Annotated in this window: 14 protein-coding genes; 3 read left to right on the forward strand and 11 right to left on the reverse strand. The window is 64.5% G+C overall.

Features of this window, described 5'->3' with window-relative positions:
• Window position 1 precedes the first annotated feature (1 nt).
• From ACO06J_RS15070 to ACO06J_RS15085, 4 genes are all read right to left on the reverse strand, one after another.
• Window positions 2-934 (reverse strand): IS110 family transposase, encoded by a 933-nt coding sequence (locus ACO06J_RS15070; RefSeq protein WP_421758802.1) that lies wholly within the window; start codon window positions 932-934, stop codon window positions 2-4.
• A gap of 226 nt (window positions 935-1,160) precedes the next feature.
• On the reverse strand, window positions 1,161-1,931 hold the full coding sequence (locus tag ACO06J_RS15075; RefSeq protein ID WP_421761535.1) for an ABC transporter ATP-binding protein: 771 nt from the start codon (window positions 1,929-1,931) through the stop codon (window positions 1,161-1,163).
• Complete coding sequence (locus ACO06J_RS15080) at window positions 1,931-2,890, reverse strand: ABC transporter substrate-binding protein (RefSeq protein ID WP_421761536.1); 960 nt, start codon at window positions 2,888-2,890, stop codon at window positions 1,931-1,933. The genes ACO06J_RS15075 and ACO06J_RS15080 overlap by 1 nt, the downstream gene beginning before the upstream one ends.
• A 56-nt stretch (window positions 2,891-2,946) precedes the next feature.
• Window positions 2,947-3,684 (reverse strand): 5-formyltetrahydrofolate cyclo-ligase, encoded by a 738-nt coding sequence (locus tag ACO06J_RS15085; protein ID WP_421761537.1) that lies wholly within the window; start codon window positions 3,682-3,684, stop codon window positions 2,947-2,949.
• A gap of 114 nt (window positions 3,685-3,798) precedes the next feature.
• Between ACO06J_RS15085 and ACO06J_RS15090 the strand changes: the two genes are divergently transcribed.
• Window positions 3,799-4,650: a MurR/RpiR family transcriptional regulator gene (locus tag ACO06J_RS15090; RefSeq protein WP_421761538.1), complete on the forward strand. Its 852-nt coding sequence runs from the start codon at window positions 3,799-3,801 to the stop codon at window positions 4,648-4,650.
• Between the two features lie 16 nt (window positions 4,651-4,666).
• Here the strand turns inward: ACO06J_RS15090 and ACO06J_RS15095 are convergent, their stop codons facing one another.
• Complete coding sequence (locus tag ACO06J_RS15095) at window positions 4,667-6,181, reverse strand: aldehyde dehydrogenase family protein (protein ID WP_421761539.1); 1,515 nt, start codon at window positions 6,179-6,181, stop codon at window positions 4,667-4,669.
• Between the two features lie 229 nt (window positions 6,182-6,410).
• Between ACO06J_RS15095 and ACO06J_RS15100 the strand changes: the two genes are divergently transcribed.
• Together ACO06J_RS15100 and atzF are read left to right on the forward strand one after the other, a co-directional pair.
• Window positions 6,411-7,142: an SDR family oxidoreductase gene (locus ACO06J_RS15100; RefSeq protein ID WP_421761540.1), complete on the forward strand. Its 732-nt coding sequence runs from the start codon at window positions 6,411-6,413 to the stop codon at window positions 7,140-7,142.
• 175 nt (window positions 7,143-7,317) lie between these two features.
• On the forward strand, window positions 7,318-8,607 hold the full coding sequence (gene atzF, locus ACO06J_RS15105) for an allophanate hydrolase (protein WP_421761541.1): 1,290 nt from the start codon (window positions 7,318-7,320) through the stop codon (window positions 8,605-8,607).
• On the opposite strand, the gene ACO06J_RS15110 is transcribed toward atzF, so the two are convergent.
• Genes ACO06J_RS15110 through ACO06J_RS15135 form a run of 6 tightly spaced genes read right to left on the reverse strand, consistent with a single transcriptional unit; the run spans window position 8,604 to window position 12,723 of the window.
• Entirely contained in the window at window positions 8,604-9,248 is a 645-nt protein-coding gene (locus tag ACO06J_RS15110) for a GntR family transcriptional regulator (RefSeq protein WP_421761542.1), read from the reverse strand. The genes atzF and ACO06J_RS15110 overlap by 4 nt on opposite strands.
• 21 nt (window positions 9,249-9,269) lie before the next feature.
• Window positions 9,270-9,656, reverse strand: a complete 387-nt coding sequence (hpxZ, locus tag ACO06J_RS15115) for an oxalurate catabolism protein HpxZ (RefSeq protein WP_421761543.1) — start codon at window positions 9,654-9,656, stop codon at window positions 9,270-9,272.
• Window positions 9,656-10,426 carry a 5-formyltetrahydrofolate cyclo-ligase gene (locus tag ACO06J_RS15120; protein ID WP_421761544.1) on the reverse strand — a complete coding sequence of 257 codons (771 nt, stop codon included), beginning with the start codon at window positions 10,424-10,426 and terminating at the stop codon, window positions 9,656-9,658. The genes hpxZ and ACO06J_RS15120 overlap by 1 nt, the downstream gene beginning before the upstream one ends.
• Window positions 10,419-11,834, reverse strand: coding sequence for an AtzE family amidohydrolase (locus tag ACO06J_RS15125; protein ID WP_421761545.1), 1,416 nt, complete (start codon window positions 11,832-11,834; stop codon window positions 10,419-10,421). The genes ACO06J_RS15120 and ACO06J_RS15125 overlap by 8 nt, the downstream gene beginning before the upstream one ends.
• Window positions 11,831-12,055, reverse strand: a complete 225-nt coding sequence (locus ACO06J_RS15130) for a DUF4089 domain-containing protein (RefSeq protein WP_421761546.1) — start codon at window positions 12,053-12,055, stop codon at window positions 11,831-11,833. Before ACO06J_RS15130 ends, ACO06J_RS15125 begins: the two co-directional genes overlap by 4 nt.
• Window positions 12,052-12,723 carry a cysteine hydrolase family protein gene (locus tag ACO06J_RS15135; protein ID WP_421761547.1) on the reverse strand — a complete coding sequence of 224 codons (672 nt, stop codon included), beginning with the start codon at window positions 12,721-12,723 and terminating at the stop codon, window positions 12,052-12,054. The genes ACO06J_RS15130 and ACO06J_RS15135 overlap by 4 nt, the downstream gene beginning before the upstream one ends.
• Window positions 12,724-12,807 lie beyond the last annotated feature (84 nt).

Below are 12,807 nucleotides of genomic sequence, written 5' to 3' on the forward strand. Positions count from 1 at the left end.
GTCAAGCTGGTGACCATGGTTTTTTGTCCCTGACGATGGCGTTGAGGATGGTGAGGAGCTTTCGAGCTGTGGCGACGATGGCGACAAGCTTTGGTTTGCCTGCGGCCACGAGCCTGTCCCGGAAGGCCTTGAGGGTGGGATTATGCCGTGCGGCAACGAGGGCGCCCATGAACAGGGCGGTGCGCACGGCAGTGCGGCCACCACCGATAAGGCTCTTGCCGCGCCATTTGCCGGACTGGCGGGTATAGGGGGCGAGCCCGGCGAGGGCCGCGACTTGCTTGGGATTGAGCTGTCCCAGTTCGGGCAGTTCGGCCAGCAGCGTGCGGGCGATGGTCTTGCCGATGCCAGGCACCGAGGCGAGCAGGTTCTCCTTGTCGCGCCACACAGGGGTGTCACGCACGGTGGTATCTATATGGCGGTCGAGGTCTTTGAGCTCGTCCTCCAGCGTGGTTACAATGCGGGCGAGCGATGTGCGGATCAGCCCCGGTGCTGCCTGCTGGCGCCGCATGCGCTCGGCAGCCAGCATCTGCACCAGTTGCCGGCGTCTGGCCATTAGCGCCGCCAGATCCTCGGTGTGCGCATCGGCTATCGGCCTTGGCTCAGGCTTTACTGCCGCAACGAACAGCGCGATGAGGCGGGCATCGATTGGGTCGGTCTTGGCCTTGAGCCCGATGGCCTGGGCGTAGTGCCGGACCTGAGCGGGGTTGAGCACCACCACCGGCAGACCTGCGGCAGCAAGTTCGGCCACCGCCAGCCGCTCATAGCGGCCCGACGCCTCGATGCCGACCGACACAAGCCCCTCCAGCCTGCGCAGCCGCTCGACGAGTTCACTCGCGCCAGCCTCGTCATTGCCGGACACAAGGCTCTCGCCCAGCGGATGGATATATACATCCAGCCGCGCCTTGCTCACATCGATACCTACGGTGATCTCCATCTTGTCCCCTCCTTGCCTAAGCGGGCTCGCCTTGTTGCGGCCCCGGCGACTGTTCGGGATCGATGGATCGATGCCAGGCGCCCCTCGCTTCTCCACGAGTTTTTCAACTCCTGGTGCCATCGGGCTGCCCGGCATCACCGCAGCGCTATCGATATCAGATAACTGCGGGATCAAGTTACAAGGTGCCCGAAGGGCGGATGAGGGGTCCGGAGCCACGATGCCGCAATCAATGCCCATCCAGCGCCCCTGCAATCTCCGCCTCCAGCCGGTGAAACACCGGATCGGCAAACAGTTCCGGCCGGCGCGGCCTTGGCAGATCGATGGCAATCTCGCGCACGATCCGCCCGGGCCGGCTGGCCATCACCACCACGCGGTCGGCGAGGAATATCGCTTCGTCGATGCCGTGGGTGACCAGCAGCGTCGTCGCGCGGCTTTCCATCCAGATGCGCTGCAGTTCGATATTCATCTGGCGGCGCAGAATCTGGTCGAGCGCCCCGAACGGCTCATCGAGAAACAGCACTTGCGGCGCCGTCACCAGTGCCCGTGCAATCGCCACGCGCTGGCGCATACCACCAGAAAGCTCTGCCGGTAGCGCATGCTCAAAGCCCTTGAGCCCCACCAGCGCGATCAGCTCGGCGATCTTGTCGCGAAAATCTACGCGCTTCAGCCCCAGCACGTCGAGCGGCAGGGCAATGTTGTGCTCCACCGATCGCCAGGGCAGCAGCGCCGCATCCTGGAAGGCGACGCCGGTGATGCCGCTGCGCGTTGCAGCAGCGGGTGTGAGGCCGCCAACGGCGACCTCTCCGGAATCGGCGGCTTCGAGCCCAAGGGCCAGCCGCAGGATGGTCGACTTCCCGCATCCGGAGGGGCCGATCAGCGCGGTGAACGAGCCTGGTGCGCAATCAAGCGACACCGACCGCAACGCCTCGGTGGTCTGGCCCCGCGCCTCGAATTGCTTCGAAACCCCGTCCAGCCTGATGCCGGAAGCCTCGCCCATCAGATCTCCTCGAGCACCGTGGTGTCGAACATGTCGCGCGTCGCGACGATGCCAACGGCGGCGAGCGCCTCGATATTGGCAGCAATCGCCTCCTCGCTCATCGAGAAAATGCCGCCTACGGCCTCGATCAGCGGCTTCTGCGCGGTGTTGAAATAGACCTCGTTGTCGATCTCGCGGCCGGTGCCCTTGAACCAGGTTTCGGCAAAGGTCGGGGGATAGACGGCCGGGTCCTTGAGGTTTTCTTCCCAGCCCATGCGCGAGGCTTTGAGGAAGGCAACGATTTCCTTGCGCTTGGCCTTCAGCGTGTCGGTGGTGACAACGAGCGTGTCGTTGAAGATGGTGAAGCCGAAATCATAGAGCAGGAAGCTCGTCGCTTCCGCACCCGCCAGCTTGATGGTGTAGGGCACGTTGGTGGTGAAATCGAGCGAGGCATCGATCTCGCCCTTGATCAGCGGCGTCGGGTCGTAGGCATAGGGCACGATATTGACCGAGGCGCGATCGACGCCCGAAATCTTCAGCATCGCTTCCACAGAAACGACGTTCACCGGCGGCACGGCGAGGGTCTTGCCCACAAGGTCCTGCGGCTTGGTGATCGGGTTCTTGGCGAGCGACACGATGCCGATCGGGTTCTTCTGGTACTGCGCGCCGATGATCTTGAACGGCGCCTGCTGCTGGGTGATGGCGGTAACGGTAGTGTCGGGCGTCGTCACCGTGATGTCGGCCTTGCCGGCGATCAGCGCCGATTCCGGGATCACGTCCGGGCCGCCCGAGAGATAGGTCAGGTCCAGCCCTTCGGCGGTGTAATAACCTTTGTCGATGGCGGTGAAGTAGCCGGCAAACTCGGCGTCGTTGATCCAGCTCGCCTGGAAGGTCAGGGGCGATGCTGCGCGCGCCAGCCCGCCGGTCAGCGGCAGCGCGGCACCAGCGGCCATCATCGAAAGGACGTGTCGTCTGTTCATCTGCAGTTTCATCGGGGGAGGCTCCGGGTTCGGGGAAGAGGGGGGAGGCGGAAAACTCAGGCGAGGCCGCGAATGCGCGCCAGTTCGCGCAAGGGCGGCGTCGCGTCGATCTGCTCTTTGCTGAGCAGATCCCATTTGATGCCGCGCGGGCGCTTGCCGCGATTGCCCACAGTGATGGTGCGGGTGGGCGTCGCGATCACATCGACCAGAATGTCGGTTTCGCTGGGGTGGAGTTTGTCCTCGACAACCTGCACGTCGTGCACGGCGGCGACCACCGGGGTCGCGTCATCGGCGAGGCCGAGATCGGTGAACATGCCCCATTCCATATCGAAAAAGCCGTGGCCCTTGCCAAAGCGCACGCCATCGACCGACACCGCCGAAGCGCCGGTGACCATGAAGTCGAACCGGCCCATCTTGGTGATCTCTTCGAGCGTGATCGGCCGGCCGAAATGCTCCATGCCGTCGAGCCAGGCGGCGTAGAGTTCAGCGCCCTTGGGCACGCTTCCCGGCTCGACATAGAGAAAGCCGCGGAAGATTCCGTAGGTCGACATGACGAAGGGCTTCCCCTCCGCCAACATACGCCGGCGCAGTTCGACGAGGCAGTTGTCGGGCGTAATGAAGGCGAACTTGCTGGCCTTGTAGGCCGGAAGATCGGTGATCCGGTCGGTCGCCGCGTCGCTGCCCACAAAGTCGGGGATGACCTCGGCAAAGTTCATGTGAAACCGCGTATCGGGCAGCGCAACGGCTTGCAGCTTGTCCCAGATTCGTTGCCGGATGATCTTGGAAGTCGACACCGGGTGCCCTCGTCATGTGTTTCAGTGTTTCATGATCATGAAACACTTGTTTCATCATGACAAGCCGGGTGATAAAGTATTTTTCATCGCGTTGACATTAGAACGGGAACTGCCATGGCCTCACGCCTGGTGCTCAGAATTCAGGAACGATTCCAGCGGCTTACTGCGGGCGAGCAGAAGCTGGCGCAGCTCATGCTGGATCGGCAGGACGACATTCTCACCCATTCGGCGACCGAAATCGCTGAAATGGCCGGCGTTTCGAAGGCCACGGCGGCGCGGTTTTTCCAGCATCTGGGCTATGCCGATTTCAACGAGGTGAAACTGCAGGCGCGCGAGGAGCGCAACCGTACCGAGCCCTATGGCTATTCGGTCGGCGGCTCGGAGCGCATTGCGCTGGGCAAGGCCATCGGCACCCATCTCGAACTGGAACTGCGCAACCTCACCAAGACCTTTGAGGAGTTGCGCTCCGACAAGGTGCGCGAGGCGGCCGACCTGATCAAGGAGGCGCCGCGCCTATGGGTGCTCGGCCTCGGCGCCGAAGAGGGCTTTGCCCGCTATGCCCGCCTGCTGTTCTCGCGCCTGCGCCACTCGGTGATGATCCTCGGCATCAACCAGGGCTCGTGGGCCGAAGATCTCGCAATGACCGGCCCCAAGGACGTGCTGCTCCTCATCTCGCTGCCGCCCCGCCCGCGCATGCTGAAGCCGCTGCTCGACTATCTCGAAACCACGCGCGTCAACGTGGTGACCATTGCCGACCGCAATTTCGCGCTCGAAGCGCAGCGCTTTTCCCGCGTCGTGCTGCCCTGCCACGTCGCAAGTTTCGGCCTCGGCCCCTCCCACACCGCCATCGGTAGCGCCATTCGCCTCCTCGCCGTCACCTACGCGGCCGAAGCCGGCAAATCGGCCGAACAGCGCAGCGAAATCATCGCCAGCATCCACGAAGAGCTCGAAGACACCGACAAGTGACGACTGGGAGAGCTCCTCAGCTCACCCAGCGGCCCTTGCCGCCCAGTTGCACATAGACGTTCTTGAATGACGAATATTCGTCAAAACCGTATTTGCCCGTCTCCCGGCCAATGCCGCTCTGCTTGTAGCCGCCGATCCCCATTTCCGGCGTCCCGTCGCCGTGGCCGTTGATCCAGGTTCGGCCCGCCCGCACCTGGCGGATGGTGTTGATCGCCTTCTGCAGGTCATTGCTCCAGACCATCGCCGACAGCCCGTAGCCGGTGTCGTTGGCCAGCCGGATCGCTTCCTCGGGGGTTTCAAAGCTGGTGGTCACCAGCACGGGCCCGAAGATTTCCTCCCGCGCGATCGACATGTCGGGTGTCACATTGGTGAAGATCGTCGGCGCGAAGTAATTGCCGACATTGCCCAGCCGCTCGCCGCCAGTGATCACTTCCGCACCGGCTGCCCTGCCCTCCCCGATATAGCGCTCGACCTTTTCGAGGTGCGGCCGGTGGATGAGCGAGCCGACCTGAACCGTCTCATCGAGCGGGTCGCCGATCCGCACCTTCCGCGAAATGGCGACCACCCGTTCCAGCAATTCGTCCTTGGCGCTGGCCTCGACCAACAGGCGGCTGCCGGCGATGCAGACTTGCCCGGCATTGCCAAATACGGCGCTCGCCACCGTGTCGGCGGCCGCTTCCATGTCGCTGTCGGCGAAGACGATGTTCGGCCCCTTGCCACCCAGTTCCAGCCCCACCCGCTTGATGCGGGACGCCGCGAGGCCGCCGACGATCTGGCCGACGCGCGAGGAGCCGGTAAAGCTAAGGAAATCCGTCGCCGGATGATCGGCAAAGCTCTGGCCCACCGGGTCTCCGTAGCCGGTTACGACATTCAGCACGCCATCGGGGAGCCCGCAGTCTCGCGCCAGTTCTGCCAGCCGGATGGAGGAGCCGGACGTGAATTCCGACGGCTTCAGCACCACGGTACAACCGACGCCCAGCGCCCAGGGCAGGCGTTCCGAGGCAATCAGCAGCGGAAAGTTCCACGGCGTGATGACGCCAACGACGCCAATCGGCTCACGCAGCATCAGGCCGAGCACATTGGTGCCAAGGCTATTGTGGGTTTCGCCGGTAAGGCCCACGCAATGGCCCGCAGCGTAGCGCCAGAGTTCGGCGGAGAACGCCACCTCACCGCGCACGCCGGCAATCGCCTTGCCGCCTTCCAGCGCCTCAATGGTCGCCAGTTCTTCCCGGTGCTTGCGGATGGCGTCGCTGATGCGCTGGAGGATCCGCCCGCGCTCGGAGCCGGTCATCTTCGGCCACGGGCCTTCGTCGAAGGCACGGCGCGCTGCCATGATGGCGCGTTCGGCATCGGCGTGCGAACCCTTGGGAATTTCGGAGACGAGCGTGGGTGCATGGGCCGGGCTCTCGCGCCGGATGGTCTCGCCGGTTTCCGCATCGACAGACTTCCCATCGATCAGCATCTGATAGCGGCGGGCAGTCAGGCGGGGGTCGCTCAGGCGCGGCGGCACAAACGGGGTGTGCTGGTTCATCGGGGTCCTCCTCAGGTTGGCGCGGAGACTAGCCCCAACACCGGCAAAGACCCAAGGCCTGTCTCAGGACCGAGCACCCGCGCTAGACCAATTGACGACTGAACGGATACCACCCCGAAATGCTATGGCGACACCTGAGACCGGGCGCGCTATGGCTCGGGCACAATTGAGCAGATCGCTGGCATGGGGCATGTTGCCGCCATCGCCTCAACCCTTCGTGGAGTTTCCCATGGCCGACATCAGCGGCAAGATCGTTCTCATCACCGCCGCGGCCCAGGGCATCGGCCTTGCTTCAGTGCAGGCGTTCGTCAAGGCCGGCGCCAAGGTGATCGCCACCGATATCAACGCCACCAAGCTCAAGGAACTCGACGGCACGCCGGGCGTGACCACCCGCGTTCTCAATGTGCTCGACGCCGACGCCGTCAACAAGGCGGTGGCCGAGATCGGCCGCATCGACATTCTCTTCAACTGCGCCGGCGTCGTCCATGGCGGCACCATCCTCGACATGCCCGACAAGGACCTGCAGTTCGCCTTTGACCTCAATGTCTGGGCGCAGATCCGCACCATCAAGGCGATCCTGCCGCAGATGCTGGAGCGCCGCGATGGCGCGATCATCAACATGGCAACCGTCGCATCTTCGCTGAAGGGCGTTCCCAACCGCGCCGCCTATACCATCTCCAAGGCCGCGGTCATCGGGCTCACCAAGTCGATCGCCGCCGACTACACCGACAAGGGCATCCGCGTGAATGCCATCTGCCCCGGCACCGTCGATTCCCCGTCGCTGCATGAGCGCTGGCACGCGACCGGCGATTTCGAAGCCGCCAAGAAGGCGTTCATCGCCCGCCAACCGATCGGCCGCATCGGCCAACCCGAAGAAATCGCCGACCTCGCCGTTTACCTCGCCGGCGCCACGTACACCACCGGCCAAACCCACACCATCGACGGCGGCTGGACGGCTTAAGATCGTCACGCGACGGCGCGCGTCCCCTCTCCCCTCCGGAGAGAGGGTGCCGAACAAAGCGAGGCGGGTGAGGGGCAGTCCATAGCCGTCCTCACTCCAGCCTTGCATACATCCGCCTTGTCATCGCTCAGAATATAGGCACAACTTACTTCATGCCCTTGAAGTGAGTTTGTTGATGTCTGAACGCTCTCCTGTCGCCGCTGTCCGTGCCGCCTATGCGGCGCTCCGCGCCTACAATGACCCGGCTCTTTTCCTCTCCGTTCATGATGAGGAAGCTTCTGTTCATCGGGCGGGTGAAATTGAGGCTGCTGGCCCGGCAGGCAAGCCACTCTACGGGCTGCTCTTTGCGGTCAAGGACAATATCGATGCCGCAGGTCTTCCCACCACCGCCGCCTGCCCCGCCTTCTCCTACCAGCCCAAGGCCTCCTCGTTCGTCGTCGCACGCCTCGAAGCGGCTGGGGCCATTGTTCTGGGCAAGACCAACCTCGATCAGTTCGCCACCGGCCTCGTCGGCGTCCGCTCGCCCTATGGCGTGCCGCGCAACGCGTTGAATGCCAAGCTTATTCCCGGCGGCTCCAGCTCGGGCTCAGCCGTCGCGGTTGGCGCCGGGATCGTCGATTTCTCGCTCGGCACCGACACCGCAGGCTCCGGCCGCATCCCGGCAGGGATGAACGGTATCGTTGGGCTGAAACCCACCCTCGGGCTCCTCTCAGGTACCGGCATGGTGCCCGCCTGCCGCACCCTCGATACTATCTCGATCTTCGCCCGCAGCGTCGAATTCGCAGCGAAAGTTGCAGCAGTTGCAGCAGGTTACGACGAAGCCGACGCCTACTCCCGTCCCCTCGCGCCGTTCGAACTCAAGGCCAAACCGGCCAAGCTCCGCGTCGGCGTACCCCCAGCAGGACAGCGGAAGTTCTTCGGCGACGCCCATGCGGAAGCTGCCTATGCCGCCGATCTGGAGCGGTTGAAGAGCCATGGCGCGGACCTGGTGGAACTCGATTTCGAGCCGCTCCACGCCGTCGCACGCCTCCTCTATGAGGGCCCGTGGGTCGCCGAACGCTATGCCGCCACCAAGCCGCTGATCGAGGAGCATCCCGAGGCGTTCTTCCCAACGACGCTCAAAATCATTGGTGGCGCCAAGGGGTTAACGGCAGTCGCGGCGTTCGAAGCGATGTACAAGCTGGCCGATCTCAAGCGCAAGACGGCGCCGATCTTTGAGAGTGTCGATTGCCTCGCGGTCCCCACCCTGCCGCGCCTCTATACGCTGGCCGATCTCGAGGCCGAGCCGATCCTCTACAATTCGAACCTCGGCACCTACACCAACTTCGTCAACCTGCTGGACCTCGCGGCGATCAGCGTGCCGGTCGGCATGCGCGGCGACGGCCACCCCTCGAGCCTGACGCTGATCGGAAAAGCCCAGAGCGACGGGGCTTTGGCAGGGATCGCGACGGCAATCGCGGCCTAAGACGGATGTCCCAGCCGCTGCACCTCGTCACCGACAATGACGATGTGGCTGCGCATCATGCCTTCGGCCTCGGCGCGGTCACCGCGGAGGATCGCCTCGACGATAAGTCCATGTTCGGCATGTGATTTTGCGAGGCGCCCGAGTGCACCGAACTGGGCCAGACGGAATGGCTGCAGCCGCTGCCGGGTCGAGCGGGTGATCTCGCTCAGATAGCCGTTATGCGCACCATCGTAGATGCGGGTGTGGAACAGGTCATTGGCCTCCGCGTAGCGGGCGGTATCCCCACCCCGCACGATTGCCGCCATTTCGCCATGGAGGGCATCGAGCGCGTCGCGTTCGGTGATGGTCATTGCCTCCGCAGCCAGACCGGCGCACAGCGCTTCGAGATAAGCCATCACCTGGAACATGCCGGCGAGTTCCACCTCGTCGGGCTTGGCCACCAGCGCCTTGGCGTGCGGCCGCTGGTCCACGAGGCCACTGGCAGCGAGCAGCCGCAAGGCCTCCCGCACCGGCGTGCGCGACACCGCAAAGTCGCTGGCAATCTGGGTTTCATCGAGCGGCGTGCCGGGAGGCAGGTCCCCCGAAATGATCCGGTCAGCAAGGCCGCGCCGGATTTCGTCCGCCGATGTGCGCTTCAGCATCTTGGTGCTCTCCGCCGGTCTTTACGCCGGCTCGTCGATGACGCTGACATGGGCCGCGGCAACGCGCCAGCCGTCGGCAGTGCGCACCCAGGTCTGCATCTGCCGGCCAATCCGTCCGGGAGCGCTGGCGCGGCGGAACAGCGTTGCGGCAATCGCCATGTCGCGGCCATAGCTGGTGATCACCGTATTCTCAAGGCTCCGCGCCAGCCCCTGCGAAGGCCGGGCCTTGCGGAAGGCGCGGATCGCCTCAATGCCGTAAAGGTTCTCCGTGATGCCGTAGCGGATGGTCTGCGCGCTGGGCAGAAACAGCTCATCGAGCGTTTCCACATCGTTGCCGGTCAGCGCCACTTCGTAGCGCTCGAAGGCTGCAGTCACTTCGGCGAGGGTTGCCGGATCGTTGATCTCCATCAGCCCGCCCGCCGCTTCAACATCCGGTCACGTAATTTGGCAAGGAACGGGATGGTTTCGAACTGATCGGGCCGCACCCGGTCCCAATCGACGCCGCCGGGGCGCTGCGTGGTGTTGCCGGTCGCAATCAGTTCACGCTCGGTCGCCACGTAATCAAGCGGGGAATCGTGGCTTTCGAGCACGACCCGCGCCGCATCCACCAGTTGGGCCGAGTGGATGGTGGTCGCGATCGGGGTGCGATCGCCGATGATCCCGAGTTCACGGAAGATCGCCGTCTCGAGATCCGCAAAGCCGGCGCCCTTGCCGGTGCGGCCACCCAGCCGGCTGACGGCCACCGAGCCGACAACGGCGAAATCGAGCGGGCTCACATCCTCGAACTCGATCCGTTCGCCGTGCTCCATGAAGCCCTGCGCCGTAGCCGCCAGTTCGAACGAAATGCCGTTGGCCTTGAGCCGGGTGGGATCGAGCCGCAGGTAGGGAAAGCCCTCCGTCAGGTACGGCACCGGCGCGAACACGAGCTTTCCCTCATAGAGCGCGCGGATGCGGATCGGGATCTGGGCGGCGTCGGGGTTGGTCTTGATTGTCCGCGCCGTCTTCCATTCCGGCGTCTGGGCCAGATGCCAGGCCGCGACATCGGCGCCGACGAAATTGGGGATCATGCTCCAGGCCGGGCCTACGGCAAGGCCATCGGCTTCGAGCGTCCGCCACACATCGTTGCGCACCACGTCCTTGTCCGGATTGCGTCCGGCCCAGCGTCCCGCTTCACTCATCGGCAAATCCCTTGGCAACAGGCGCCACGCAGGCCCCGGAGCTCTCCAGTTGATGGGCAATCCTGAGGCAGGTGTCTTCGCGCCAGGGCGGCGCAATCACCTGCACGCCCAACGGCAGGTCCGCCCCGGGCAACCACACCGGCACCGCGCAGACCGGCAGACCGATGAAGGAAATCGGCTGGGTGAATATCCCCATGTTCGGGCGGATCGGCATTTCGACCCCACCGAACATCGCGGTCTTTTGCCCAAGCTTCGGCGCCTTCATCGGCGTCGCTGGGGCGAGGATCACATCGACATCGTCGAACAGGCGCAACACCTTTTCACGAAAATCCCGCCGCAGCTTTTGCGCCTTTTCCACCCACACGGCGGGCAGCATGGCGCCCGCCAACAACCGATCGCGCACTTCCGGGTCAAAATCGTCCGGTCGCTCCCGCAGCCGATCGAGGTGCAGTGCGGCGCCTTCCGCCATGGTGATCAGGAAGGCCGCGGCGCGCGCCGACTGCGCATCGGGAATGGTCACAGCGCGCGAGGCATCGAGCGCCTTGGCGACGTGCTGCACATGCGCCTGCGCCTCGGCGTCGCCGGAAAAATAGCCATCGGCAACGCCGATCCGCGTACCCGGAAACGGGTTCTTCAGCCGCGCCGCCGTAGGCTCGTTGGCGCGCTTGCTCTGCGCCGGATCGGCCTCGTCAAAACCCTGCATCGCGTCATAGGCAAGCGCCAGGTCCCGCGCTGAGCGCCCGAAGGGGCCGAGATGATCGAGGCTCGCGACGAACGGAAAGCTGTGCGCCCGACTCAGGCGGCCATATGTGGGCTTCAACCCGAAAAGGCCACAGAGCGAGGACGGCACGCGGATCGAGCCATTGGTGTCCGAGCCCAGCGCCAGCGGTACCAACCCGCCGGCAACCGCGCTCCCCGAGCCACCCGATGAGCCGCCGGCCATGCGGTCGAGCGCATGCGGGTTGCGTGACGGGCCGTCATGGACATTCTCGCCAGTGAAATCATAGGCGTATTCGCCCATGTTCAGCCCGCCCACCAGCACCGCGCCGGCGGTTTCCATGCGCGTTACAAGCGTTGCATCCTGATCCGCCGGGGCATTGTCGCGGTTGATCTTGGAGCCGGCGCGGGTCACCACGCCCTTGATATCGAAGAGGTTCTTGACCGCGAACGGCACGCCGGCCAAGGGGCCAGGGTCGACCGCATTGGCCACCTTGCCATCAATCAGGTCGGCCTGCTCCAGCGCGCGCTTTGCAGTGACATCGGTGAAGGCGCCCAGCATGGCATTGTGCTTGTCGATGCGCGCCAGCACCGCCTCGACCACGGCGCGTGCCTTGACGCGTCCGGCGCGCACCTCGGTGGCTATCGTGGCAGCGCTATCATTGGCCGACAGTCCGGGCGTTTTGCTCATGGGCGGTAGACCGGCGCCGGTTCGGCGCCGTCGCCGAGCTTCACCTGTTCGACCAGCGCCGCCATCTTGCTGGCGGTCTTGAGGTTGAGCTTGATCCCGGCCCGGTGGGCCTCGGCTATGCGCAGGTTCAGCAGCGGCGCGGTCGCATCAATCACTGCATCTGCATCGAAGGGTTTGTAGGCCATGTCGGTGGACGCCTCGCCGGTGTTAGGGCCCGTCATGCGGCCGCCCCTACGGCCTTTGCGAGCTCCGAAAGCGGGGTTACCCATCCCACGATACCGCCCTGTGCGGCAATCATCTTGATGGTCGCAGCCTTGAATTCAGCGAAGTAACTTTCCGTCGCGTCCTCGATCAGCAGACACTCGTAACCACGGTCATTGGCCTCCCGCATTGAGGTCTGGACGCACACTTCCGTGGTCACTCCGGCAAATACCAGATGCGTGACCCCCAGCGCCTGCAGCCGCTCGTGGATGCCGGTGGCCCAGAACATGCCCTTTCCCGGCTTGTCCACGACGATTTCACCATCGATCGGGGCCAGTGCGTCGACGATCTGATTGCCGGGTTCGCCGGCGATGAGCAGCCGCCCCATTGCACCCGTCTCCCCAATATGGAGGCTCGGGTTGCCGCGCCGGATCTTGGCGGGCGGACAATCAGAAAGGTCAGGCTTATGCGCTTCGCGGGTGTGTATAACTGTCCAGCCCTGCTGTCGGAACAATCCGATCAACGCTGCAGTGGTCGGGATGATAGCCTCAAGGCGCGCCACATCATTGCCGAGCGAATCGCCAAACCCCCCCTTCTCGATAAAGTCGCGCTGCATATCGATCACCACCAGCGCGGTGTGCGCGGGATCGAGCGGGTACGGATAGGGCTGGGCGGGAACGGGGATCATAGCGAGTCTCCAATGCCGGGAGACGAGGGCGCCCCCTCCACCACCCTGCGGGTGGTCCCCCTCCCCCGCATGCGGGGGAGGATC

The organism is Devosia sp. (assembly GCF_965229025.1).
Lineage (GTDB): Bacteria > Pseudomonadota > Alphaproteobacteria > Rhizobiales > Devosiaceae > Devosia_A.

Excerpts from the sequence above, each read along its gene's own strand:
- ACO06J_RS15090 (WP_421761538.1), top strand. The coding sequence starts at position 3,799 with ATGGCCTCACGCCTGGTGCTCAGAATTCAGGAACGATTCCAGCGGCTT.
- atzF (WP_421761541.1), top strand. The coding sequence starts at position 7,318 with ATGTCTGAACGCTCTCCTGTCGCCGCTGTCCGTGCCGCCTATGCGGCG.
- ACO06J_RS15135 (WP_421761547.1), bottom strand. The coding sequence starts at position 12,723 with ATGATCCCCGTTCCCGCCCAGCCCTATCCGTACCCGCTCGATCCCGCG.
- ACO06J_RS15070 (WP_421758802.1), bottom strand. The coding sequence starts at position 934 with ATGGAGATCACCGTAGGTATCGATGTGAGCAAGGCGCGGCTGGATGTA.
- ACO06J_RS15080 (WP_421761536.1), bottom strand. The coding sequence starts at position 2,890 with ATGAACAGACGACACGTCCTTTCGATGATGGCCGCTGGTGCCGCGCTG.
- ACO06J_RS15100 (WP_421761540.1), top strand. The coding sequence starts at position 6,411 with ATGGCCGACATCAGCGGCAAGATCGTTCTCATCACCGCCGCGGCCCAG.
- hpxZ (WP_421761543.1), bottom strand. The coding sequence starts at position 9,656 with ATGGAGATCAACGATCCGGCAACCCTCGCCGAAGTGACTGCAGCCTTC.
- ACO06J_RS15130 (WP_421761546.1), bottom strand. The coding sequence starts at position 12,055 with ATGACGGGCCCTAACACCGGCGAGGCGTCCACCGACATGGCCTACAAA.
- ACO06J_RS15125 (WP_421761545.1), bottom strand. The coding sequence starts at position 11,834 with ATGAGCAAAACGCCCGGACTGTCGGCCAATGATAGCGCTGCCACGATA.
- ACO06J_RS15120 (WP_421761544.1), bottom strand. The coding sequence starts at position 10,426 with ATGAGTGAAGCGGGACGCTGGGCCGGACGCAATCCGGACAAGGACGTG.
- ACO06J_RS15075 (WP_421761535.1), bottom strand. The coding sequence starts at position 1,931 with ATGGGCGAGGCTTCCGGCATCAGGCTGGACGGGGTTTCGAAGCAATTC.
- ACO06J_RS15095 (WP_421761539.1), bottom strand. The coding sequence starts at position 6,181 with ATGAACCAGCACACCCCGTTTGTGCCGCCGCGCCTGAGCGACCCCCGC.
- ACO06J_RS15110 (WP_421761542.1), bottom strand. The coding sequence starts at position 9,248 with ATGCTGAAGCGCACATCGGCGGACGAAATCCGGCGCGGCCTTGCTGAC.